At 61.4% G+C, this 20,563-nt stretch carries 21 protein-coding genes; 18 read left to right on the plus strand and 3 right to left on the minus strand.

Annotation, left to right across the window (positions count from 1 at the left end; translation table 11 throughout):
• Together araH and TU80_RS02515 are read left to right on the plus strand one after the other, a co-directional pair.
• A partial coding sequence (araH, locus tag TU80_RS02510; RefSeq protein WP_057003787.1) for an L-arabinose ABC transporter permease AraH occupies window positions 1-845 on the plus strand: 845 nt, incomplete at its 5' end.
• A gap of 188 nt (window positions 846-1,033) precedes the next feature.
• Window positions 1,034-1,837 (plus strand): IclR family transcriptional regulator, encoded by an 804-nt coding sequence (locus TU80_RS02515; RefSeq protein WP_046489321.1) that lies wholly within the window; start codon window positions 1,034-1,036, stop codon window positions 1,835-1,837.
• On the opposite strand, the gene TU80_RS02520 is transcribed toward TU80_RS02515, so the two are convergent.
• Entirely contained in the window at window positions 1,838-2,890 is a 1,053-nt protein-coding gene (locus tag TU80_RS02520; RefSeq protein ID WP_057003788.1) for an NAD(P)-dependent alcohol dehydrogenase, read from the minus strand.
• A gap of 181 nt (window positions 2,891-3,071) precedes the next feature.
• Between TU80_RS02520 and TU80_RS02525 the strand changes: the two genes are divergently transcribed.
• The gene (locus tag TU80_RS02525) at window positions 3,072-3,965 is read left to right on the plus strand and encodes an AraC family transcriptional regulator (protein WP_017848522.1); all 894 of its coding nucleotides are present in this window, start codon (window positions 3,072-3,074) and stop codon (window positions 3,963-3,965) included.
• 180 nt (window positions 3,966-4,145) lie between these two features.
• Here TU80_RS02525 and TU80_RS02530 read toward each other — a convergent pair whose 3' ends face one another.
• Window positions 4,146-5,810, minus strand: a complete 1,665-nt coding sequence (locus tag TU80_RS02530; RefSeq protein WP_017848521.1) for an electron transfer flavoprotein-ubiquinone oxidoreductase — start codon at window positions 5,808-5,810, stop codon at window positions 4,146-4,148.
• Window positions 5,811-6,340: 530 nt separating this feature from the next.
• Here TU80_RS02530 and TU80_RS02535 point away from each other — a divergent pair.
• From TU80_RS02535 to TU80_RS02600, 14 genes are all read left to right on the plus strand, one after another.
• The gene (locus TU80_RS02535) at window positions 6,341-7,090 is read left to right on the plus strand and encodes an electron transfer flavoprotein subunit beta/FixA family protein (RefSeq protein WP_017848520.1); all 750 of its coding nucleotides are present in this window, start codon (window positions 6,341-6,343) and stop codon (window positions 7,088-7,090) included.
• A gap of 2 nt (window positions 7,091-7,092) precedes the next feature.
• Window positions 7,093-8,022 (plus strand): electron transfer flavoprotein subunit alpha/FixB family protein, encoded by a 930-nt coding sequence (locus TU80_RS02540; RefSeq protein ID WP_017848519.1) that lies wholly within the window; start codon window positions 7,093-7,095, stop codon window positions 8,020-8,022.
• A 67-nt stretch (window positions 8,023-8,089) separates the two neighbouring features.
• Window positions 8,090-8,908 carry a substrate-binding periplasmic protein gene (locus TU80_RS02545; protein WP_046382389.1) on the plus strand — a complete coding sequence of 273 codons (819 nt, stop codon included), beginning with the start codon at window positions 8,090-8,092 and terminating at the stop codon, window positions 8,906-8,908.
• 9 nt (window positions 8,909-8,917) lie between these two features.
• Entirely contained in the window at window positions 8,918-9,280 is a 363-nt protein-coding gene (locus TU80_RS02550; RefSeq protein ID WP_026140217.1) for a DUF4398 domain-containing protein, read from the plus strand.
• Window positions 9,277-10,092 carry an OmpA family protein gene (locus tag TU80_RS02555; protein WP_057003789.1) on the plus strand — a complete coding sequence of 272 codons (816 nt, stop codon included), beginning with the start codon at window positions 9,277-9,279 and terminating at the stop codon, window positions 10,090-10,092. Before TU80_RS02550 ends, TU80_RS02555 begins: the two co-directional genes overlap by 4 nt.
• 205 nt (window positions 10,093-10,297) lie before the next feature.
• Window positions 10,298-11,737, plus strand: coding sequence for an aminotransferase-like domain-containing protein (locus TU80_RS02560; protein WP_017848515.1), 1,440 nt, complete (start codon window positions 10,298-10,300; stop codon window positions 11,735-11,737).
• Window positions 11,738-11,841: 104 nt separating this feature from the next.
• Entirely contained in the window at window positions 11,842-12,333 is a 492-nt protein-coding gene (locus TU80_RS02565; protein ID WP_057003790.1) for a hypothetical protein, read from the plus strand.
• Window positions 12,334-12,495: 162 nt separating this feature from the next.
• On the plus strand, window positions 12,496-12,750 hold the full coding sequence (locus tag TU80_RS02570) for a YkgJ family cysteine cluster protein (RefSeq protein WP_017848513.1): 255 nt from the start codon (window positions 12,496-12,498) through the stop codon (window positions 12,748-12,750).
• A gap of 40 nt (window positions 12,751-12,790) precedes the next feature.
• A complete protein-coding gene (locus tag TU80_RS02575; RefSeq protein ID WP_057003791.1) occupies window positions 12,791-13,396 on the plus strand; it encodes an START domain-containing protein in 606 nt (201 codons plus the stop codon).
• A 103-nt stretch (window positions 13,397-13,499) separates the two neighbouring features.
• On the plus strand, window positions 13,500-13,736 hold the full coding sequence (locus tag TU80_RS02580) for a hypothetical protein (RefSeq protein WP_046382393.1): 237 nt from the start codon (window positions 13,500-13,502) through the stop codon (window positions 13,734-13,736).
• Window positions 13,737-13,949: 213 nt separating this feature from the next.
• On the plus strand, window positions 13,950-14,291 hold the full coding sequence (locus TU80_RS02585; RefSeq protein WP_003193463.1) for a ribonuclease E inhibitor RraB: 342 nt from the start codon (window positions 13,950-13,952) through the stop codon (window positions 14,289-14,291).
• Window positions 14,292-14,738: 447 nt separating this feature from the next.
• A complete protein-coding gene (locus TU80_RS02590) occupies window positions 14,739-16,148 on the plus strand; it encodes a circularly permuted type 2 ATP-grasp protein (RefSeq protein ID WP_057003792.1) in 1,410 nt (469 codons plus the stop codon).
• 4 nt (window positions 16,149-16,152) lie between these two features.
• Window positions 16,153-17,103 carry an alpha-E domain-containing protein gene (locus TU80_RS02595; protein WP_026140215.1) on the plus strand — a complete coding sequence of 317 codons (951 nt, stop codon included), beginning with the start codon at window positions 16,153-16,155 and terminating at the stop codon, window positions 17,101-17,103.
• Window positions 17,100-17,903: a transglutaminase family protein gene (locus TU80_RS02600; RefSeq protein ID WP_017848508.1), complete on the plus strand. Its 804-nt coding sequence runs from the start codon at window positions 17,100-17,102 to the stop codon at window positions 17,901-17,903. The genes TU80_RS02595 and TU80_RS02600 overlap by 4 nt, the downstream gene beginning before the upstream one ends.
• A 1-nt stretch (window position 17,904) precedes the next feature.
• Here the strand turns inward: TU80_RS02600 and TU80_RS02605 are convergent, their stop codons facing one another.
• Window positions 17,905-18,711: a c-type cytochrome gene (locus TU80_RS02605; RefSeq protein WP_057003793.1), complete on the minus strand. Its 807-nt coding sequence runs from the start codon at window positions 18,709-18,711 to the stop codon at window positions 17,905-17,907.
• A 640-nt stretch (window positions 18,712-19,351) separates the two neighbouring features.
• On the opposite strand from TU80_RS02605, the gene TU80_RS02610 reads away from it, so the two are divergent.
• Entirely contained in the window at window positions 19,352-20,557 is a 1,206-nt protein-coding gene (locus TU80_RS02610) for an acetyl-CoA C-acetyltransferase (RefSeq protein ID WP_046382396.1), read from the plus strand.
• Window positions 20,558-20,563 lie beyond the last annotated feature (6 nt).

Consider the following 20,563-nt stretch of genomic DNA (forward strand, 5'->3'; position numbering starts at 1 on the left):
ACAACTTCCTCTCGCCGCTGAACATGCGCGGGCTGGGCCTGGCGATTTCCACCGTGGGCATCGCCGCCTGCACCATGCTGTTCTGCCTGGCGTCGGGGCACTTCGACTTGTCGGTGGGCTCGGTGATTGCCTGCGCCGGGGTGGTGGCCGGGATCGTGATCCGCGACACCGACAGCGTTGTGCTCGGCGTGTCGGCAGCCTTGGCCATGGGCCTGGTGGTGGGGCTGATCAATGGCATCGTCATCGCCAAGCTGCGCATCAATGCGTTGATCGCCACCTTGGCGACCATGCAGATCGTGCGCGGCCTGGCCTACATCTTCTCCAACGGCAAGGCGGTCGGCGTGATGGACGAGCGCTTCTTCGTGTTCGGCAACGGCCAACTGTTGGGCGTGCCGGTGCCGATCGTCATCACCGTGCTGTGCTTTGTGTTCTTCGGCTGGCTGCTGAACTACACCACCTACGGGCGCAACACCATGGCCATCGGCGGCAACCAGGAAGCGGCGTTGCTCGCCGGGGTGAATGTCGACCGCACCAAGATCATCATCTTTGCCGTACACGGGTTGATCGGCGCATTGGCCGGGGTGATCCTCGCGTCACGCATGACCTCGGGCCAGCCGATGATCGGCCAGGGCTTCGAGCTGACGGTGATTTCCGCTTGCGTGCTGGGCGGGGTGTCGCTCAGCGGCGGCATCGGCATGATCCGCCATGTGATCGCCGGGGTGCTGATCCTGGCGATCATCGAGAATGCGATGAACCTGAAGAACATCGACACCTTCTACCAGTACGTGATCCGCGGCTCGATCCTGCTGCTGGCGGTTATTATCGACCGCATGAAGCAGCGCTGAATTCATGCCATGTGAAGATCTAAGTGTGGGAGGGGGCTTGCCCCCGATGGCGGTCTATCAGTAACAGATGTGCAGACTGGCACACAGCTATCGAGGGCCAGCCCCCTCCCACATTTGGATCTCAACTGTATTGAGGTTCGGTATTTGCCATAATGCCGCTCGTTTTCGTACCACCACATAGGCTCGATATGCAGGAAACCGCCCACACCCCCGTCAAAGACGCCGCCCCCACTGGCACCCAGACCTTGCTGCGTGGCTTGGGCGTGGTGCAGGCGGTGGCGGCTGGTGCGCGGGATCTGAAAGAGATCGCCCGGCGCATCGGCACCACCCGCAGCACCACGCACCGCCTGGCCAGTTGCCTGGTGGAGGAGCGCTACTTGCGCGTGGTGCCGCAAGTCGGTTACCTGCTGGGGCCGAAGCTGATCGAGCTGGGGTTTCAGGCGCGTGAAGAGTTGCCGTTGGTGACCCTGGCGGTGCCGTACCTGGATGAGTTGTCGGCGCTGACCGGCGATACCATCCACCTGGCGATTCGCGAAGACGACGACGTGCTCTACCTGCACAAGAACCCCGGGCGCAACGGTCCGGAAATGCGCTCGCGGGTCGGCCACCGCATGCCGCTGGCGCGGACCGGCATCGGCAAGGCGCTGCTGTTGGATGACAGTGTCGAAGAGTGGCAGCGCCTGTACGAAGTCAGCCAGCCGGCGGCAGGGAAACACCTGCAGTGGCCGCAACACCCCGAGCAATCCTGGGCGCAGTTCGAGCAGCGCATGCATGAGTATGTGCTGGGCGGGTATGCATTCGACCTGGAAGACAACGAACCGTCGATCCGCTGCGTGGCGGCACCGGTGCGCGATGCCAGCCGGCGAATCGTCGCCGGCATCAGCATCGCCAGTACCGTGCCCTACATGCCGCTGGAGAAAATGGCCGAGCTGATTCCTGTGATCAAACAGGTTGCGGCGCGGCTGTCTGCGGAGTTGGGCGCGAAGGCCTGATCAGGCCTTCAAGGTCGCCATGTCGATGACAAAGCGGTACTTCACATCGCCGGCGATCATGCGCGTGAACGCCTCGTTGATCTGACGAATGTCGAGCATTTCGATGTCGCAGGTGATGCCATGCTCGGCGCAGAAATCCAGGACTTCCTGGGTTTCTGCGATGCCGCCGATCAGCGAACCGGCGAGCATTTTACGCCCCAGCACCAACTTGGCGGCGTTGACGGGCGGGTCCACCGGCTCGATCAGGCCAACAAGGATATGCACGCCGTCAAAGCGCAGCACATCGAGGTAGGGGTTCAGGTCGTGCTGCACCGGGATGGTGTCCAGCAGGAAGTCGAAGTGCCCGGCGGCGGCTTGCATTTGCGCGGCGTCGGTGGACACGATCACATGATCCGCGCCCTGGCGGCGGCCTTCCTCGGCCTTGCTCGCGGAGCGGGTGAACAGCGTGACTTCGGCGCCCATCGCCTTGGCGAACTTGATGCCCATATGGCCCAGGCCGCCCATGCCGAGAATCCCGACTTTATCGCCGGCCTTCACACCGTAGTGCTTGAGCGGCGAGTAGGTGGTGATGCCGGCGCAGAGGAGCGGTGCTGCGCTGGCCAGGTCGAGCTTGGCCGGGATCTTCACCACAAAGTGTTCGCTGACCACGATGCTGTCGGAGTAGCCGCCCATGGTGTTGCTGCCGTCCACACGGTCCGGGGTGGCGTAGGTCATGGTCGGGCCTTCGAGGCAGTATTGCTCCAGGTCCACTTGGCAGGCGTCGCAATGGCGGCACGAGTCGACCATGCAGCCGACGCCGACCAGGTCACCGACCTTATGCGCGGTGACGCTGGCGCCGACGGCGGTGACTTTGCCGACAATCTCGTGGCCCGGCATCAGCGGGTACACAGCGATGCCCCATTCGTTGCGGGCCTGGTGGATGTCAGAGTGGCAGACGCCGCAGTACAGAATTTCGATCGCCACGTCATCGGCGCGCGGGCTGCGGCGTTCAAACGACATGGGGGCGAGGGGAGTGGTGGCCGACTGGGCGGCATAACCGATAGCGGTGTACATGAGTGAACCTCGCAGAAGCAGTGACAAGTGAGGTGGGCCATTTTCCGCGCCGACCCCGGAGGCGGCCATGGCGATTGCTCCGAGTCTCATGCCTATTCGTCCGGGAGTACGCCTGGTTTGGATGCACGGCGCGCCAGACCTGCGATGATGCTCTCATCCCTTATTCGCGAAGTTTTTTGCCATGTTGTTGACCCGCCATCTCGACGCCAACGCCACCCTGGTTTCCTTGATCGAGCGGCTGACGCCCTGCGACGGTTTCTCCCCGACCCACCTGCCGGGCGTGCAGGTGCTGCGCGCCAGTTGCGACGTCGCACGCGGGCCGCAGATCTATGAGCCGAGCCTGATGTTCGTCGCCCAGGGCAGCAAAGTCGCATACCTGGGCCCGCGTACCCTGGAGTACGGCGCGGGGCACTACCTGATCCAGGCGATGCCGGTGCCGTTCGAGTGCGAGACGTTCGCCCTGGCGCCCGACGCACCGCTGCTGGGGGTGACGGTGGGGATTGACCGGGTGGTGCTGGGCGAATTGGTGATGGCCATGGGCATGCAGGCCGGGCCGCCGCCGACGGCGCAGACTTTGGAGTCGATGAGTTCGGTGGTGCTGGATGACGCCATGCGCGGTTGCGTCGAGCGCCTGTTGCAATGCCTGCATGATCCGTTGGAAAGCCGGATCATGGGCCCGGCGCGTGTGCGCGAGTTACTCTTCACCGCCTTGCGCGGGCCCCAGGCCGATGTGTTGCGGGCGTTGGTGGAACAGCAGGGGCAGTTCTCGCGGATCGCCACCTCGTTGAATCACCTGCATGCTCATTACGCTGAGCCGCTGAATATCGAGACGTTGGCAGGTTACGCGCACATGAGTGCGTCGACCTTTCATGAACACTTCAAGCGCTGCACCTTGTTGTCGCCGGTGCAGTATCTGAAGCGTTTGCGTTTGCTCAAGGCGCAGCAGTTGTTGCTGGTGGAAGGCATGGGCGTGGCACAGGCGGCGCATCGGGTGGGGTATCAGAGTACGTCGCAGTTCAGCCGCGAATATAAGCGCTACTTCGAGCGCAACCCGGGCGAAGAGCGCGCTGCCTGATTCTCCCTGGCTCAACGGGATTAAAAATGTGGGAGGGGGCTTGCCCCCGATGACGGTGGGTCAGCCATCGATGTGCTGACTGTTCCACCGCTATCGGGGGCAAGCCCCCTCCCACATTGAGTTGATGCCAGCCACAAAAAAGGCTCCCGATCTGGGAGCCTCCTGGGTCATGCAACCCTTTTACATATTCGGGTAAGTCGGCCCACCTGCGCCTTCCGGCGTGACCCAGGTGATGTTCTGCGAAGGGTCTTTGATGTCACAGGTCTTGCAGTGTACGCAGTTCTGGGCGTTGATCTGGAAGCGCTTCTCGCCGTCTTCCTTGGTCACCACTTCATACACACCGGCCGGGCAGTAGCGCTGCGCCGGTTCATCGTAGAGCGGCAGGTTGGTGCCGATCGGGATGCTCGGGTCTTTGAGTTTCAAGTGGCACGGTTGTTCTTCTTCGTGGTTGGTGCCGGAGATGAACACCGAGCTCAGTTTGTCGAAGCTCAGCTTGCCGTCGGGCTTGGGGTAGTCGATCTTCTGGCAGTCCTTGGCCAGCTTGAGGCAGGCGTAGTCCGGCTTGGTGTCGTGCAGGGTGAACGGCATTTTGCCGCCGAGGATGTTCTGGTCGAACCAGTTGAAGCCGGCACCGATGATCGGGCCGAACTTGTGCATCGCCGGGCCGAAGTTACGGGTGGCGAACAGTTCTTCGTAGAGCCAGCTGGCTTTGAACGCGTCGACGTAGTTGGTCAGCTCATCGCCGCCTTCGGCGTCGGCCAACAGGCGCTCGGCCACGGCGTCGGCGGCGAGCATGCCGGACTTCATCGCGGTGTGGCTGCCTTTGATCTTGGCCACGTTCATGGTGCCCAGGTCACAGCCGATCAATGCGCCGCCCTTGAACACCATCTTCGGCAACGAGTTGATGCCGCCCTTGGCCAGCGCGCGCGCGCCGTAGCTGACGCGCTTGCCACCTTCCAGATACTGGGCCAGCACCGGGTGGTGCTTGAGGCGCTGGAACTCATCGAACGGCGACAGGAAAGTGTTGCTGTAGGACAGGTCGACGATCAGGCCGACCACCACCTGGTTGTTTTCCAGGTGATAGAGGAACGAGCCACCGGTGTTCTCGTTGCTCATGATGTCCAGCGGCCAACCGGCGGTGTGGACCACCAGGCCGGGTTGATGCTTGGCCGGGTCGATTTCCCAGATTTCCTTCAGGCCGATGCCGTAGTGCTGGGCGTCGGCGTCGCTGTCCAGCTTGAAGCGCTGGATCAGTTGCTTGCCGATATGGCCACGGCAGCCTTCGGCGAACAGCGTGTACTTGCCGCGCAGTTCCATGCCGGGGGTGTAGACGCCTTCCTTCGGCTTGCCTTCGCGGTCGACGCCGAGGTCGCCGGTGATGATCCCGCGCACCACGCCGTTTTCGTCGAACAGCGCTTCCTGCGCGGCGAAGCCTGGGTAGACTTCCACGCCGAGGTTCTCGGCCTGCTGAGCCAGCCAGCGGCACAGGTTGCCCAGGGAGATAATGTAGTTGCCTTCGTTGTGCATGGTCTTGGGCACAAAGAAGTCAGGCACCTTGGTCGAGGTGTCGGCGCTGCGCAGCACATAGATGTCATCGCGCACCACCGGGGTGTTGAGCGGAGCGCCGAGTTCTTTCCAGTCCGGGAACAGTTCGTTCAGGGCGCGTGGTTCGAACACGGCACCGGAAAGGATATGTGCGCCGACCTCGGAGCCTTTCTCGACCACGCAGACGCTGATTTCCTTACCGGCTTCGGCGGCCTTCTGCTTCAGTCGGCAGGCGGCAGACAGGCCCGCCGGGCCAGCGCCGACGATGACCACGTCGAATTCCATGTATTCGCGTTCCACAGGCTATCTCCTACTCAGGCTCACAGGCTTTTTTTCTAATGGGTGGAGGTTGGGTGTCGTAAGCGTCATCGCTGCGTTCACTGGGCAGGCGGATGACCACCTTTCTCTCTAGGTGGCGCATTATATCTACACCACTCTCAGCGTCCAATACAAACGTTTGTTTGAATTGCTTGGAAGCTAGGTAAATCAAAGCAACGGGGCTTATGACTGGCCATTTTGCCGTATTGACCAGAATAGGCGTTCCGGTCAAGATACGGTCGGTTTTGCGCTCGCCGTAGGCTGACTGTAGGTTTCAAGAGCACCTTTAAAGACAGGCGAAGGCGAAAAAGAGTGACGCGTGCCCAATGCTGGCGCGCAGTTTACACGTCGCGATCATGAATGACCTCCCAGTCACCACTGACGAACGGTCATCACTCTCCATCGCTGCGTCACTTGCCGAAGGTTTTGAAGGTGCCCTTGTGTGCCGATGAGCATCAACCGCCAGGTTCGCCTAGGCGACTTTCTTTTCACCGGAGAGTAACGAGGAATCCATGAAGGTTCTTGTAGCTGTCAAACGCGTTGTCGATTACAACGTGAAAGTTCGCGTCAAGGCGGACAATTCCGGCGTCGACCTCGCTAACGTCAAGATGTCGATGAACCCTTTCTGCGAAATCGCCGTGGAAGAAGCCGTGCGCCTGAAAGAGAAAGGCGTGGCGACTGAAATCGTCGTGGTTACCATCGGCCCGACCACTGCTCAAGAGCAGCTGCGTACCGCTCTGGCCCTGGGCGCTGATCGCGCCATCCTGGTCGAGTCCGCTGAAGAACTGACCTCCCTGGCCGTGGCCAAGTTGCTCAAAGCCGTTGTCGACAAGGAACAGCCATCGCTGGTGATCCTCGGCAAACAGGCCATCGACAGCGACAACAACCAGACTGGCCAGATGCTGGCTGCACTGACCGGTTACGGCCAGGGCACCTTCGCCTCGAAAGTCGAAGTGAGCGGCGACAGCGTTGCCGTGACCCGCGAAATCGACGGCGGCGCGCAGACAGTTTCGTTGAAACTGCCGGCCATCGTCACCACCGACCTGCGTTTGAACGAGCCGCGCTACGCGTCTCTGCCAAACATCATGAAAGCCAAGAAGAAGCCTCTCGAAGTGCTGACTCCGGATGCTTTGGGCGTTTCCACCGCCTCTACCAACAAGACCGTCAAAGTCGAAGCGCCGGCTGCACGCAGCGCGGGCATCAAGGTCAAGTCGGTGGCTGAACTGGTCGAGAAACTGAAAAACGAAGCGAAGGTAATCTAATCATGACTATCTTGGTAATCGCTGAACACGACAACAAGGTACTGGCTCCGGCCACCCTGAACACCGTGGCCGCCGCGGCGAAAATCGGTGGTGACATCCACGTGCTGGTTGCAGGTCAGGGCGCTGGCGCCGTGGCTGAAGCCGCGGCGAAAGTCGCTGGCGTGAGCAAAGTACTGCTGGCCGACAACGCCGCTTACGCTCACCAACTGCCGGAAAACGTCGCGCCTCTGGTCGCCGAGCTGGGTGCTGGCTACAGCCACATCCTGGCTGCTGCCACCTCCAACGGCAAAAACATCCTGCCGCGGGTTGCCGCGCAACTGGACGTTGACCAGATCTCCGAGATCATCTCGGTCGAAAGCGCCGACACCTTCAAGCGCCCGATCTACGCCGGCAACGCCATTGCCACCGTGCAATCGACCGCCGCGGTCAAGGTCATCACCGTGCGCGCCACCGGTTTCGACCCGGTTGCCGCCGAAGGCGGTTCGGCCGCCGTTGAAGCCGTCTCCGCGGCCCATGACGCGGGCATTTCCAGCTTCGTCGGCGAAGAGCTGGCCAAGTCGGATCGTCCTGAGCTGACCGCTGCCAAGATCGTCGTTTCCGGCGGGCGTGGCATGCAGAACGGCGACAACTTCAAGCACCTGTACGCCCTGGCCGACAAGCTGGGCGCTGCCGTCGGCGCTTCCCGCGCTGCGGTCGACGCAGGTTTCGTGCCCAACGACATGCAGGTCGGCCAGACCGGCAAGATCGTTGCGCCACAGCTGTACATCGCCGTCGGTATCTCCGGCGCGATCCAGCATTTGGCCGGCATGAAAGACTCCAAGGTGATCGTGGCGATCAACAAGGACGAAGAAGCACCGATCTTCCAGGTGGCTGATTACGGCCTGGTGGCGGACTTGTTCGAAGCCGTACCTGAATTGGAGAAGCTGGTCTAATCCAGTCGCTTCACTTATAAAGAGCCCGGTCTTTTGACCGGGCTTTTTATTATCGGAGCACCTCGCCATGGAATTGCGCCCCTGGGCCACACTGCTGGGTTTCACACTGTTGCTGCCGACCCTGTCGCTGGCGGCCGGCAAATGCGAGCGCCTAGTGGCTACCGGCAGCCCGGACGCTCCGCCTTTGCTCTGGCGCGATCCCCAGGACCCCACGCACTTGATCGGCGCCACCGCCGACATGTTGCAGCAAGTGGCCCAGGACCTTGGGCTGAAAATCGACCTGCTCTATGGCGGCAAGCGTTCCCAGGCCTTGGACGAAGTGCGCAGCGGGCGCATGGATCTGCTGGCCGATGCGCCGTTGAATATCGGCGAGCTGGAAACCCTCGACTACCTCCACCCGGCGCTGGTGCAGATCGACTATCTGGTCTGGACCCGCAAGGACTCGGCGCTGGCCTATGCCACGGCCGCGGACCTGCACGGCCATCAGGGCGCGGTGTCGGAACGGGCGCGGTTGAGCCACGACTTTGAAACCTTCGCCGCCCAGCAATTGACCCTGCAACGCCTGCCCACCTTGACTCCGGCGTTTCAGAAACTGCTGCTGGGGGAAGTGGACTACGTACTCGCCGGGCGTTACTCCGGCATGGCCATGGCCGAGACCCTGGGCATGAGCAATGACCTGTTCGCCCGCGACGTGCCCGTCGATCAGCCTGGCTTGTACCTGGCGATTTCCCACAACTCCGCGTGCAATGACCCCTGGCTGCGCGGACAGCTGGCGAAAAAGATGACAGAATTGTCCGGGTCTGGTGTGGCGCAAGCTGCGCTGCAGCGCAATCTGGAGCGCTGGAAAGCGCAATTGCAACAACCCGTCGGCACCCCAACAAAGTAGGGATTTTCAGTGATTTTTCGACCTTTTTTAGCGGCCCTCGCCGTCGTTGCTCTGGCGGGATGTGCAGCCGATCCTGCGCCGAATGAACAAATACGCCTCACCCAGCAAGCGTTGGAACAAGCCAACGCCGTGGGTGCCAACTCCGATGAATCGTCCGAACTGAAACTGGCTGAAGGCAAATTCGCCCAGGCTCAGGCTGATATGGCCGACCAGTCCTACAAGAACGCGCGCATGCAGGCCGAACAGGCCGAGCTGGATGCGCGTCTCGCCGAAGCCCAAGTGTTGACCCGCAAGAGTCAGGAACAACTGAACGTGCTCAATACCCGTATCACCCGCCTGCGCAAGCAATTGCAGCTGGGAGAAGCCCAATGAGCCCGATGATCCGTGGCTTGAGTTGCGTCGTGCTGCTGGGCAGCGCGGCCCTGGGCGGTTGCGCCAGCCACCCGAATGGCGAGCAGGCCCTGCAACAGGCGGGCAGCGACTTCCAGAAGGTCAAGGAAGACGCCAACGTGCTGCGCTTCGCGCCCAAGGACGTGATCCGCGCCGGAGAGTCCCTGGCCCGTGCCGATCGCTTATCCAGCTATTGGGGCAGCGGTGCCGACGTGGTGCATTACGCCTACCTCAGCCAGCGCTACAGCGCGATCGCCCGCGAACACACCGAGCAGGCGCTCAATCAGGAACGCGGCACCAAACTCGAACTGGAACGCCAGCGCCTGCAACTGGCCCTGCGCGAGAGCAAGCTGATCAGCGTGCAGCAGCAGGGCAAATGGCTCGAGGAACAGATCGCCAGCCTGGCCACCACCCAGACCGATCGCGGCCTGGTGATGACCCTGGGCGACGTGTTGTTCGACACCGGTGAAGCCGAACTGAAAAACTCGGCCAACCGCACCGTGCTGAAAATCGTCCAGTTCCTGCAACTGAACCCCAAGCGCATCGTGCGTATCGAGGGTTACACCGACAGCACCGGCGGCGAGCAGGAAAACCTCCAACTGTCCCGCGACCGCGCGCAATCGGTGGCGGATGTGCTGGTGGACCTGGGGATCGACGAAAAGCGCATCCAGGTCGAAGGCTATGGCGACCAGTACCCGGTGGAGGCCAATGCTTCCGAGCGCGGCCGCGCGCAGAACCGCCGGGTAGAGATCGTGTTCTCCGACGCGAAGGGCCAGTTGGGCGCCGCCCGCTAGGAACCTGGCGCAAGCAAAATGTGGGAGGGGGCGCCCCCTCCCACATTTTTTTCGGGGTACCCGAAACGCCTCAGGCCACCCTTACAGTTTTTTCTATCACTGCCGCTCGCGCTCGACTATTGTGGCAACTGTCCCCGTACACTTCTAAACTGTGCCGGTATGTTTCACACAAAAATAAAATAGCCGTGAAATCGAGTGCTGCGTCATGACCAATCTGTTGCTTTACCAACGTATCGCCCAGCAACTGGCTGAGGATATCCGGCGCGGTGTCTATCAACCGGGCGAGCGCGTGCCTTCGGTGCGCAAGATGAGCTCCCAGCTCAACGTCAGCCATGCCACGGTGTTGCAGGCTTACGCCAACCTGGAAGATCAGGGCTTGATTCGCGCACGGCCGCAGTCCGGGTATTACGTACACCAGACACCGGCGCTGACGGCGCCGACGCCGGATATCGCCCGGGTCGAGCGCCCGGGGTTGGTGACGCGCAGCAGCATCATTCAGCAAGTGTTGGTGGAGTCGCGTCGCGAAGGCGTATTCCCGCTGGGCGCGGCCGTGCCGAGTGTGGATTACTTGCCGGTACGCGCACTGCACCAGCAGTTGGCCAAGGTCACGCGCTTCCAGAGCCCGCGGGCGTTCAGCTACATGTTCAGCCCCGGCTTCGAGCCGTTGCGCCGCCAGGTGGCGATCCGCATGCGCGATGCCGGCGTGGTGGTGGACCCCTCCGAAGTGGTGATCACCCACGGCTGCGTCGATGCCCTGCAGATGTCGTTGCGGGTGCTGACGCGGCCGGGCGACCTGATCGCCGCCGAGTCGCCGACCTATTACGGCTTGCTGCAGTTGGCGGATCTGCTGGGCCTCAAGGTCATCGAGATCCCCAGCGACCCCGCCACCGGAATGAGCCTGGAAGCCCTGCAATTGGCCGCTAACCAGTGGTCGATCAAAGCCCTGGTGCTGACCACGCGCCTGAGCAACCCGTTGGGCGGCACCATGCCCGAGGAGCGGCAGAAACACTTGCTGCGCCTGGCCTCGGATTTCGATATCCAGATCGTCGAAGACGATATCTACGGCGAACTGATGTTCGAACTGGGGCGCACCAAAGCCCTGAAAGCCTACGATCGCCTCGACCGCGTGATTTATTGCTCGAGCTTTTCCAAAACCTTGTCACCCGGCGTGCGTATCGGCTGGATGATCGCCGGCAAGTACCAGCAGGAAATCCAGCGTTTGCAGATGTTCAGCACCCATTCGGCGTGCAGCGTCACCCAGATGGGCGTCGCCGCGTACCTGGAGAACGGCGGTTACGATCGGCACCTGCGTTACATCCGCCAGGAGTACCGCAAGAACCTCAGCGCTTTCCAACTGGCGGTTCAGCAGTATTTTCCCGAAGGCACCCAGATGACCCGTCCGACCGGCGGTTTTATCCTGTGGGTCAGTTTGCCGGGGCGGGTCAATACCCAGGAACTGCACGTGCGTGCATTGCAGCAGGGCATCAGCATCGCACCGGGGTTGATCTTCAGTAATACGGAACAGTTCAACCACTGTATTCGTCTGAACTGCGGCACGCCGTGGAATCGCGAGGCAGAGCGGGCGCTGATGACTTTGGGGATGCTCGCCAGTCAGTTATGCCTGGAGACAGCGGCCGGCTTGTGAGGCTCGCCAAGCAGCCAGTTCTGATAGCTGGCCAATCACCGCGCTTGTCATGCTGCCCTCAACAAGCGAGCATATGGCCTTCTGCCGTTAAAGCTGTTGGCAATATGACTTCTATTTTTCGCGCTGTTTTAGTGATTAGCCTGTTCAGCCTGAGTCACGTCGGCGTCACGCTGGCGGCGACGCCTGTGGCGGACCCCGCACCGACCGCGAGTACCGAGCACACAACCCCCGCAAAAAAACCGACCCCGGCGAAAAAAGCCCCGGCGACCAACAAAAAAAACGCGTCGGCAAAAAAACGCGCGCCGATTGCGAGCAAGTCCAAGTCCGCCCGCGAAGTGGCCCAGACCCACTTGCCACCGGCACAGTTGGACTTGTCCCTGCCTTCCGACATGGTCAGGCATCTGCAGCCCATCGGCAGCATGCCCGCGCCAAAAAACGTACCGTTGTTGCCGCCGATGTTTGGTGAAAAGCCGGCTGACAACAGTGCGTTCCAGATCAACGGTCGCCTGCTCAGCAATGAGATGAAGCTGCAACTGCGCAACGAAGAACGGCGTGAGGTGGAAGGCGCGGCGCTGGATTTCGAATTCAAACAATAAACTTTTCCGACGAAGGTGACGTCGACACCCGACCATCTGTCGCAGACTGGTCAGTCACTTTTATTTTCTGCGAAAAACCCCTGTTAGACCATTTTAAAACGGCTGTTTAAGGGCGTACTCTAGCCCGGCCGTCCCTATTGAGCCGTCGAGGACCTGTTGCTCATGAAATGCCGTGAAGGCTGTGGCGCTTGCTGCATCGCCCCCTCCATCAGTTCACCGCTGCCGGGAATGCCCCACGGCAAACCCGCGGGCGAACGCTGCCTGCACCTGTCGGTCGAACAGTTATGCCTGCTGTTCGGACAACCGGAACGGCCGGCGGTGTGCAGTGATTTCAAGGCGGATATCGAGGTCTGCGGCACCGACCAGGCCGATGCGATCAGGTTGATCGGCTGGTGGGAGCAGATGACGGCGGCTTGATGGCTTTACTATCGGAACTTCAACAATAAGGAATACAACAATGGGTTCGCTGAAACGAATGGCTGTGTTGTGCGGTTTTACGGTGTTGTTTGCTGCCACTGCTCAGGCTGAGGATTGGCAAGTCGCCAAGGATGAAGACGGGATCAAGGTGTCGCTGAGCGAAGTCGCCGGTTCCAAGTACAAGGCGTATCGCGGTGTGACAGTGATCAAGGCCCCCGTGGCCAAGATCGAGGCCTTGCAGGAAGATGCGGTCGGTGCCTGCGCCTGGATTCATGACTGCAAGTCGCAAAAACTGCTCAAGCAGGAGGGCGTCAAGAGCTGGACCTACACCCAATTCAAGGCCCCGTTCCCAGTGACCGACCGCGATTCGATCCTGGAAATCACCACGTCCAAGGCCGCCGACGGCAGCGTGACCCGCGCGCTGCTGGAAGTGCCGACCTATCAGCCGGAAGTGAAGGGTTATGTGCGCGTGGCCCAGGTCGACGGCTACTGGAAACTGGTGCCTAAAGGCGCCAACGAAACCGAAGTGACCTACCAGGTACACACCGAGCCAGGCGGCAGCGTGCCTTCGTGGTTGGCCAACAAGTTCGTGGTGGACGCCCCGTTCAACACCTTGAAAGCCCTCAGGGAACGCGCCGAGAAGTAAGCGCGGTAGACCCGGTGCCTGCGACCTTGAGTGGAACGTTTAGCGAGCCCTCAAGGTCCAGATAGAGGTAAGCCCACACGCGGGCTTTATCGAGGAGGCACCGATGCAAAAGTGGCAGATTACCTTCGTTGATGATCACGGCGTGCAGTCCGTGGAGCAGTTCACCTGCGAGCGCAAGCCCAGCCTCGAAGATGCGGCACACTTGATTCGCGACAAGCTGGTGCCGGTGGCCGCCGAACTGGACCTCAATGACCTGGAAGGCCGTAAACCCGAACCGACGGTCAAGATCCTCAAAGACCAGAACAGTATCCAGATCCTCGACATCTCTCCCGTCGTCTGAACATTCCCTGTCTGCCATTCAAGCGCCTCTGGTGGAGGTGATAGCTTCGCGCTACTCTGCAAGTGAGATCAGCGAATGAATCGCTAAGGTCTGGTCTTGTCAGCTACATGCTTGTTTTCCAGCGGTGATGTCATTGCCGTAGTACCCGCGCCAGTAAGGCGTGGGCTTCGGGAAGCACGGAAAGTCTATCCATCGGTTTGAGGAGGACGTTTCATGAGCACAGCCTATCAAGAAGACATCAGCACCAACGTTCTGCGCCGCATGAAAGAAGGCGGCTTCGATTTTTCACGGTTCCACCCCATCGAGTTCTACGCCATTTTCCCGGACGAGGAACGGGCGCGCAGGGCTGCGGGTCGGTTTCGTGGCGAATCCCTGAATGCCCAGGTCAGCGCGCGCGACGATGGCGCCTGGTACCTGGAACTGAGCAAGATCATGTTTGCAACCTACGACGGCATAGGAGACTTCGAGCAAGACTTTGAAGCGGTGGTCGAGCCGCTGGGCGGGATCATCGAAGGATGGGGCGTCAAGCAGGAGGTGCGTGGGTTACCCATGTAGCAGTATGAGAAACACAGCGTATCGGCTGACCTTTGGGTCGGCCGATTTTGTTTGTGGCGTCTGAAATCAGACGCAACTCGCGCGGTATTTCCAGGCAAAAAAAACCACCCGAGTGGGGTGGTCGAAAGGGAAGACCGGAGGAGTCGGTCGATACACGAGATCACACGGTACCGATTGCGCGATGGGTAAGGCTGTAGGACGAGTCCTGTTCAGCAGATGACGGTGATTATCCGCACCGGGGGGCGGGCAGTGAAATCAACACTGGCTATGCTGTTGATAGTCAAAGCCCGCATTGTGATGAAGCGCGCGACAAGACACCGGGCATTCCGCGCACCAGGATGGTGCGCTTAACTCCCCGCTATTATTTAACTCACTGATTTTTAAGTGTTTATGCCGCTGGCACGGGCCTTGCGATGATTCTTGCGTCCGGGTGACAAGGAGTACGGCATGATCCGCACTTATTACGACGAAATGTACGATGGGGCAGGGCAGGTTCGCCCTCATTACCGCGAGTTCGCCCGCTGGTTGGCCGAAACCCCCGCTGAACTGCTGGCCCAGCGCCGGCGTGAAGCCGATTTGCTGTTTCACCGCGCCGGGATCACCTTCACCCTCTACGGGGATGAGCAGGGCACCGAGCGCCTGATTCCCTTCGACACCATCCCGCGCAGCATTCCCGCCAGTGAATGGCGGATTGTCGAACGTGGCTGCATTCAGCGGGTCAAGGCGCTGAACATGTTTCTCGCCGACCTCTACCATGAACAACGCATCATCAAGGCCGGGATCATTCCCGCCGAACAGGTGCTGGCCAACGAGCAGTATCAGTTGGCTATGCAGGGCTTGAATCTGCACCGCGATCTGTATTCCCACATCTCCGGTGTCGATCTCGTGCGTGATGGTGACGGCACTTACTACGTGCTGGAGGACAACCTACGCACGCCCAGCGGCGTCAGCTACATGCTCGAAGACCGCAAGATGATGATGCGCTTGTTCCCCGAACTGTTCGCGGCCCAGCGTATCGCACCGATCGACCACTACCCCAACTTGCTGCTCGACACCCTGAAAAGCGCCAGCCCCCTGGATAACCCCAGCGTGGTGGTGTTGACCCCCGGGCGTTTCAACAGTGCGTTCTTTGAGCATGCTTTCCTCGCCCGGGAAATGGGCGTGGAACTGGTGGAGGGCGCCGACCTGTTCGTGCGCGATGACCGCGTTTTCATGCGTACCACCGACGGCCCCAAGGCCGTGGACGTGATCTATCGCCGCCTCGACGATGCGTTTCTCGACCCGCTGGCCTTCAACCCGGACTCCATGCTCGGCGTCCCCGGCCTGCTTGCCGCCTATCGTTCGGGCAATGTGGTGTTGGCCAACGCGATCGGCACCGGGGTGGCGGATGACAAGTCGGTGTACCCCTTTGTCACCGAGATGATCCGTTTTTACCTGGATGAAGAACCGATCTTGAAGAACGTTCCGACCTTCCAATGCCGTAAGCCCGACGAACTGTCCCACGTACTGGCTAACCTGCCGCACCTGGTGGTCAAGGAAACCCAAGGCTCCGGCGGCTACGGCATGCTCGTCGGTCCGGCTTCCACGGCGGCGGAAATCGAAGCCTTCCGCGCGCGTATCAAGGCCAAGCCCCACGCCTATATCGCACAGCCGACCCTGTGTTTATCCACCTGCCCGACCTCCGTCGAAAACGGTATCGCCCCGCGCCATATCGACCTGCGCCCGTTCGTGTTGTCCGGCAAGGAAACCCGCGTGGTGCCCGGCGGCCTGACCCGCGTGGCCCTGCGCGAAGGTTCACTGGTGGTCAACTCGTCCCAGGGCGGCGGCACCAAAGACACTTGGGTGGTTGAGGACTGATGCCATGTTGAGTAGAACTGCCTCGGATCTGTACTGGATGTCGCGCTACCTCGAACGCGCGGAAAACCTCGCACGCATGCTCGACGTCAGCTATTCGCTGTCGCTGATGCCCCAGGACGGGCGCGGCGACGGCCTGCATGAACTGGCCATGCCGTTGCTGATCACCGGCACGCTGGACGACTACCACGCGCGACACGGTGAGCTGCACGCCGAACGCCTGCTGCACTTTTTCGCCCTGGACGCGGCCAACCCGGCCAGCATCTACAGCTGCCTCGGTGCTGCGCGGGCCAGCGCCCATGCGGTGCGTGGGCGAATCACGGCCGACATGTGGGAAAACATCAATGCCACCTGGCTGGATATCCGCGACATCGCCCAGCAAGGCTTGAGCCGCTACGGCATGAGCCGGTTCTGTGAGTGGGTCAAGGAGCGTTCGCACCTGTTTCGCGGCGCCACCTACGGCACGATCATGCGCAACGATGCTTTCCGCTTTATCCGTCTGGGCACTTTCATCGAGCGCGCCGACAACACCCTGCGCCTGCTGGACGCACGCTATGAAATGGCCGGCGACCAGGCCGAAGCGGTCAGCGATGGCACGGCCCACGCGTACTACCAGTGGAGTGCCTTGTTGCGTGCGTTGTCGTCGTTCGAGGCCTACACCGAGATCTACCGCGACGCCCCCGGCGCTCGGCAAGTGGCGGAGCTGTTGCTGTTGCGCGCCGATGTGCCGCGCTCACTGCGGGCCTGCAGCGAAGAGATCGACCAGATCCTCGCCAGCCTGCCCGGCCTCAACGGCCGCCCGGCCCAGCGCCTGGCCGCCGAAATGGATGCGCGCCTGCGCTTTACCGCCATCGACGAAATCCTCGAGGAAGGCCTGCATGCCTGGCTGACCGACTTTATTCCCTTGGTCCGCCAGTTGGGCGACGCCATCTACAGTTCCTACCTGGAGGCGGCATGAGACTCTCCATCAGCCACGAAACCACCTACCACTACGACGATCAGGTGCGCGCCAGCATCCAGTACCTGCGCCTTACGCCCCACGACAGCGAACGCCAGCACGTACTCAGTTGGCAACTGGATCTACCGCGTCCGGTGCGCGCCCAGGTCGACCCGTTCGGCAATATCCTGCATGTGCTGACCCTGGACGAGCCTCACGACGCCATCATCATCGGCGCCCGGGGCCAGGTCGATATCGACGAGTTGCGCGAGGCTGAGCACGAGAGCCAGTCCGCCTACCCGTTCCTGCGCAGTACGCGGCTGACCGAGCCCGACGAAGCCCTGCGCCGCTTTGCCGAGCAGCATTGCCATCAGCGCCGCGACCGCAGCGCCTTGATCGACCTGATGCACGCGCTCAACCACTCGATGGTCTACACGCCCGGCGCCACGGAGGTCGACACCAGCGCCGCGCAGGCCTTCGCGGGGCGTGCGGGGGTGTGCCAGGACCACACCCATGCGTTCCTGGCCTGCGCGCGCAGCCTGGGGATTCCAGCGCGGTATGTGTCGGGGTATTTGTACACCGAGGACAGCACGCACCTGGCCAGTCACGCCTGGGCCGAAGCCTGGCTGGACGACGCCTGGTACAGCTTTGACGTGACCAACCAACTGGCGCGGCCGGAGCGGCACCTGAAACTGGCCGTGGGCCTGGATTATCTGGACGCCTGCCCGGTACGCGGCATGCGGCGCGGCGGCGGGCATGAGCAGATGCATGCCAAGGTGTCGGTGGCGCCGACGCCGCTGGTTTCGGTGCAGCAGCAATAGCTCAGGGCTGCTGCTTGCGCCCGGCCATATGCTTCAAATACTCCACCAGCAACGCCAGCTCGCTGTCGGGCAACACGCCGACGGCGAAGGCCGGCATTTTCGCCTGGGGCCAGCGCCGCAGGCTTTGTGGGTCGCGGATATAGCGCTTGAGGAAATCGCCGCTGAAATATTCGGTGGGGTTGTAGGGAAGGTTCAGGTCCGGCCCTACCTGTGCATCGCCAGCCCCATTGAGGCGGTGACAGGCCAGGCAGTTTTTCTGGAACAGCGCAAAACCTTGGTTGACCGGATCATTCGCACCCAGCTTCGGATCGGGCAACAACGCCGGAAAACGCTCGGCAACCGTCTTCAACTGCTTGATCCCGGAGATCTGGAACGGCCATTGCTCGGGGCTGATGTGCCCGGCCTGAGGGTTCGTCCACACCAGGTAGAACGGCCCGGCACTCGGCTTGTCGGCGGCCAGCGCGGGCCACGGATCGGTGGGATCTTCCACCGCCAGCCAGGCGCGGGCGCCGTGTGTTTCCAGCAAAGGCGCGGCGCTCAGTTCGGCGGCGAACCCGTCGAGCGCGATGGCCTGCAGATGGTTTTCCGTCTGCAGACCCGGTAGGAGTACCGCCAGTGGGACTGCGCGATACGTCATGCTTCGCTTGTAGGAAACGTCATCAACGATAGGCACCGTCTGTGCATCGGGGTGCTTGAGCAGGTCTTCGGTCTGCCAGGTCTTGCTGGTGTGGTCCAGCTCGATGGTCAACTGCGCGGCGGCAACGGGCAGGGCGAGGAACAAGGCGAAGAGGGCGAGGATCGATTTCAAGAGAGAGGCCCGGCGCGAGAAGAAGTGGCGCCTAAGATACCGGAAAATTCCCAGGCAAAACGGCAGCCCCTGCAACAGGACCGCTATACGCAATGTCCTCGCAGGAGCTGCCAAAAACTGCAAGCCTGATGTACAGAATGGCGCGTGTGATTCGTCACCCAAGCACCTTGGTCAGGTTGGGCAAGATCAGAATCAGTGTGGTGGCGAACAGAATAAGTCCCGCCTGACGTATTTTCGAATGCTTGAACATGGCTGACTGCCTTTTGTTGTTATTCCTGAGCGTCAAATGCGTGCCGGTTTATTTCAGTATCGCAACGTGACGTGTCGCTTTTCTTACAGCTGCTCCAGCAAAACCCGGCAGCAACTTCCTACTGAGTGAACCTTAGAGCCCTCGTTCTGCGTGGCTTAGATCCATTTCATATCAACTTGTCATATTTTTTACTGAAAAAGGTATGAGGCCTATCGCCATCTTGGCGCCAATGCCTTGGCTAGACCGCTAAAACGATTAATCAAACGGTTGCACTCATCTGCTACCGTTCGTCCGAGCGAGGGGGTCAAACGCAATGAGCGCATCCGTCATTGAAACCGTGTCAATCGGGCCTAAGGTAAGGGCACACATGCACAGCGGTTCGAGGATGTCATGACCCAAGCTTTGATCTTTGATGCGATACGCACGCCCCGGGGCAAAGGCAAGGCCGACGGTGCCTTGTACAGCGTCAAGCCGGTAAACCTGGTGGCGGGTTTGTTGACGGCGCTGGCCCGGCGCAGCGACCTCGATACCCGCCAGGTCGATGACATCGTCCTCGGCTGCGTCACCCCCGTGGGCGACCAGGGCGCCGACATCGCCAAGACCGCCGCGCTGGTGGCGGACTGGGACGTCAGCGTCGCCGGTGTCCAGGTCAACCGCTTCTGCGCCTCGGGCCTCGAGGCCGTGAACCTGGGCGCGATGAAAGTGCGTTCCGGCTTCGAAGACCTGGTGGTGGTCGGTGGCGTCGAGTCGATGTCCCGCGTGCCCATGGGCAGCGATGGTGGCGCCTGGGTGCTCGATCCGCAAACCAATCTGCACAGCCATTTCACGCCCCAGGGCATTGGCGCGGATTTGATCGCGACCCTGGAAGGCTTCAGTCGTCAGGACGTCGACGCCTTCGCCCTGCATTCCCAGCAGAAAGCGGCCCGGGCGCGCGCAGACGGTTCCTTCAATAAGTCGCTGATCGCGGTGCAGGACCAGAACGGCCTTGTGCTGTTGGACCACGATGAATTTATCCGTGCCGACTCCACCCTCGAAGGCCTGGGCAAGCTCAAGCCCAGCTTTGAGATGATCGGGCAGATGGGCTTCGACGCCACCGCGCTGCGGGTCTATAGCCATGTCGAGCGGATCAACCATGTCCACACCCCCGGCAACAGCTCCGGTATCGTCGACGGTGCCGCGTTGATGTTGATCGGCTCCGAGGCCAAGGGCCGCGAGCTGGGCCTGCAAGCGCGGGCGCGGATTGTCGCCACGGCGGTCACCAGCACCGACCCTACCATCATGCTCACCGGCCCGGCGCCAGCCACGCGCAAGGCGTTGGCCAAGGCCGGGCTGCGCGTCGAAGACATCGACCTGTTCGAGGTCAACGAGGCGTTCGCCTCGGTGGTACTCAAGTTCATCAAAGACATGGGCATCGACGCCGCCCGGGTCAACGTCAACGGCGGCTCGATCGCCATGGGCCACCCGCTGGGCGCTACCGGTTGCGCGATCCTCGGCACCTTGCTCGACGAACTGGAAGTGCGCCAACAACGCTACGGCCTGGCCACCTTGTGTGTCGGCGGTGGCATGGGCATCGCCACCATTATCGAACGCCTCTGAGCCCAA

Origin of the sequence: Pseudomonas veronii (assembly GCF_001439695.1) — a bacterium.
Classification (GTDB): Bacteria; Pseudomonadota; Gammaproteobacteria; order Pseudomonadales; family Pseudomonadaceae; genus Aquipseudomonas; species Aquipseudomonas veronii.

What these genes read in the sequence shown, in the direction of transcription:
- TU80_RS02515 (WP_046489321.1), top strand. Translation starts at nt 1,034, where the DNA reads ATGCAGGAAACCGCCCACACCCCCGTCAAAGACGCCGCCCCCACTGGC.
- TU80_RS02520 (WP_057003788.1), bottom strand. Translation starts at nt 2,890, where the DNA reads ATGTACACCGCTATCGGTTATGCCGCCCAGTCGGCCACCACTCCCCTC.
- TU80_RS02525 (WP_017848522.1), top strand. Translation starts at nt 3,072, where the DNA reads ATGTTGTTGACCCGCCATCTCGACGCCAACGCCACCCTGGTTTCCTTG.
- TU80_RS02535 (WP_017848520.1), top strand. Translation starts at nt 6,341, where the DNA reads ATGAAGGTTCTTGTAGCTGTCAAACGCGTTGTCGATTACAACGTGAAA.
- TU80_RS02540 (WP_017848519.1), top strand. Translation starts at nt 7,093, where the DNA reads ATGACTATCTTGGTAATCGCTGAACACGACAACAAGGTACTGGCTCCG.
- TU80_RS02545 (WP_046382389.1), top strand. Translation starts at nt 8,090, where the DNA reads ATGGAATTGCGCCCCTGGGCCACACTGCTGGGTTTCACACTGTTGCTG.
- TU80_RS02555 (WP_057003789.1), top strand. Translation starts at nt 9,277, where the DNA reads ATGAGCCCGATGATCCGTGGCTTGAGTTGCGTCGTGCTGCTGGGCAGC.
- TU80_RS02560 (WP_017848515.1), top strand. Translation starts at nt 10,298, where the DNA reads ATGACCAATCTGTTGCTTTACCAACGTATCGCCCAGCAACTGGCTGAG.
- TU80_RS02565 (WP_057003790.1), top strand. Translation starts at nt 11,842, where the DNA reads ATGACTTCTATTTTTCGCGCTGTTTTAGTGATTAGCCTGTTCAGCCTG.
- TU80_RS02570 (WP_017848513.1), top strand. Translation starts at nt 12,496, where the DNA reads ATGAAATGCCGTGAAGGCTGTGGCGCTTGCTGCATCGCCCCCTCCATC.
- TU80_RS02575 (WP_057003791.1), top strand. Translation starts at nt 12,791, where the DNA reads ATGGGTTCGCTGAAACGAATGGCTGTGTTGTGCGGTTTTACGGTGTTG.
- TU80_RS02580 (WP_046382393.1), top strand. Translation starts at nt 13,500, where the DNA reads ATGCAAAAGTGGCAGATTACCTTCGTTGATGATCACGGCGTGCAGTCC.
- TU80_RS02585 (WP_003193463.1), top strand. Translation starts at nt 13,950, where the DNA reads ATGAGCACAGCCTATCAAGAAGACATCAGCACCAACGTTCTGCGCCGC.
- TU80_RS02590 (WP_057003792.1), top strand. Translation starts at nt 14,739, where the DNA reads ATGATCCGCACTTATTACGACGAAATGTACGATGGGGCAGGGCAGGTT.
- TU80_RS02595 (WP_026140215.1), top strand. Translation starts at nt 16,153, where the DNA reads ATGTTGAGTAGAACTGCCTCGGATCTGTACTGGATGTCGCGCTACCTC.
- TU80_RS02600 (WP_017848508.1), top strand. Translation starts at nt 17,100, where the DNA reads ATGAGACTCTCCATCAGCCACGAAACCACCTACCACTACGACGATCAG.
- TU80_RS02610 (WP_046382396.1), top strand. Translation starts at nt 19,352, where the DNA reads ATGACCCAAGCTTTGATCTTTGATGCGATACGCACGCCCCGGGGCAAA.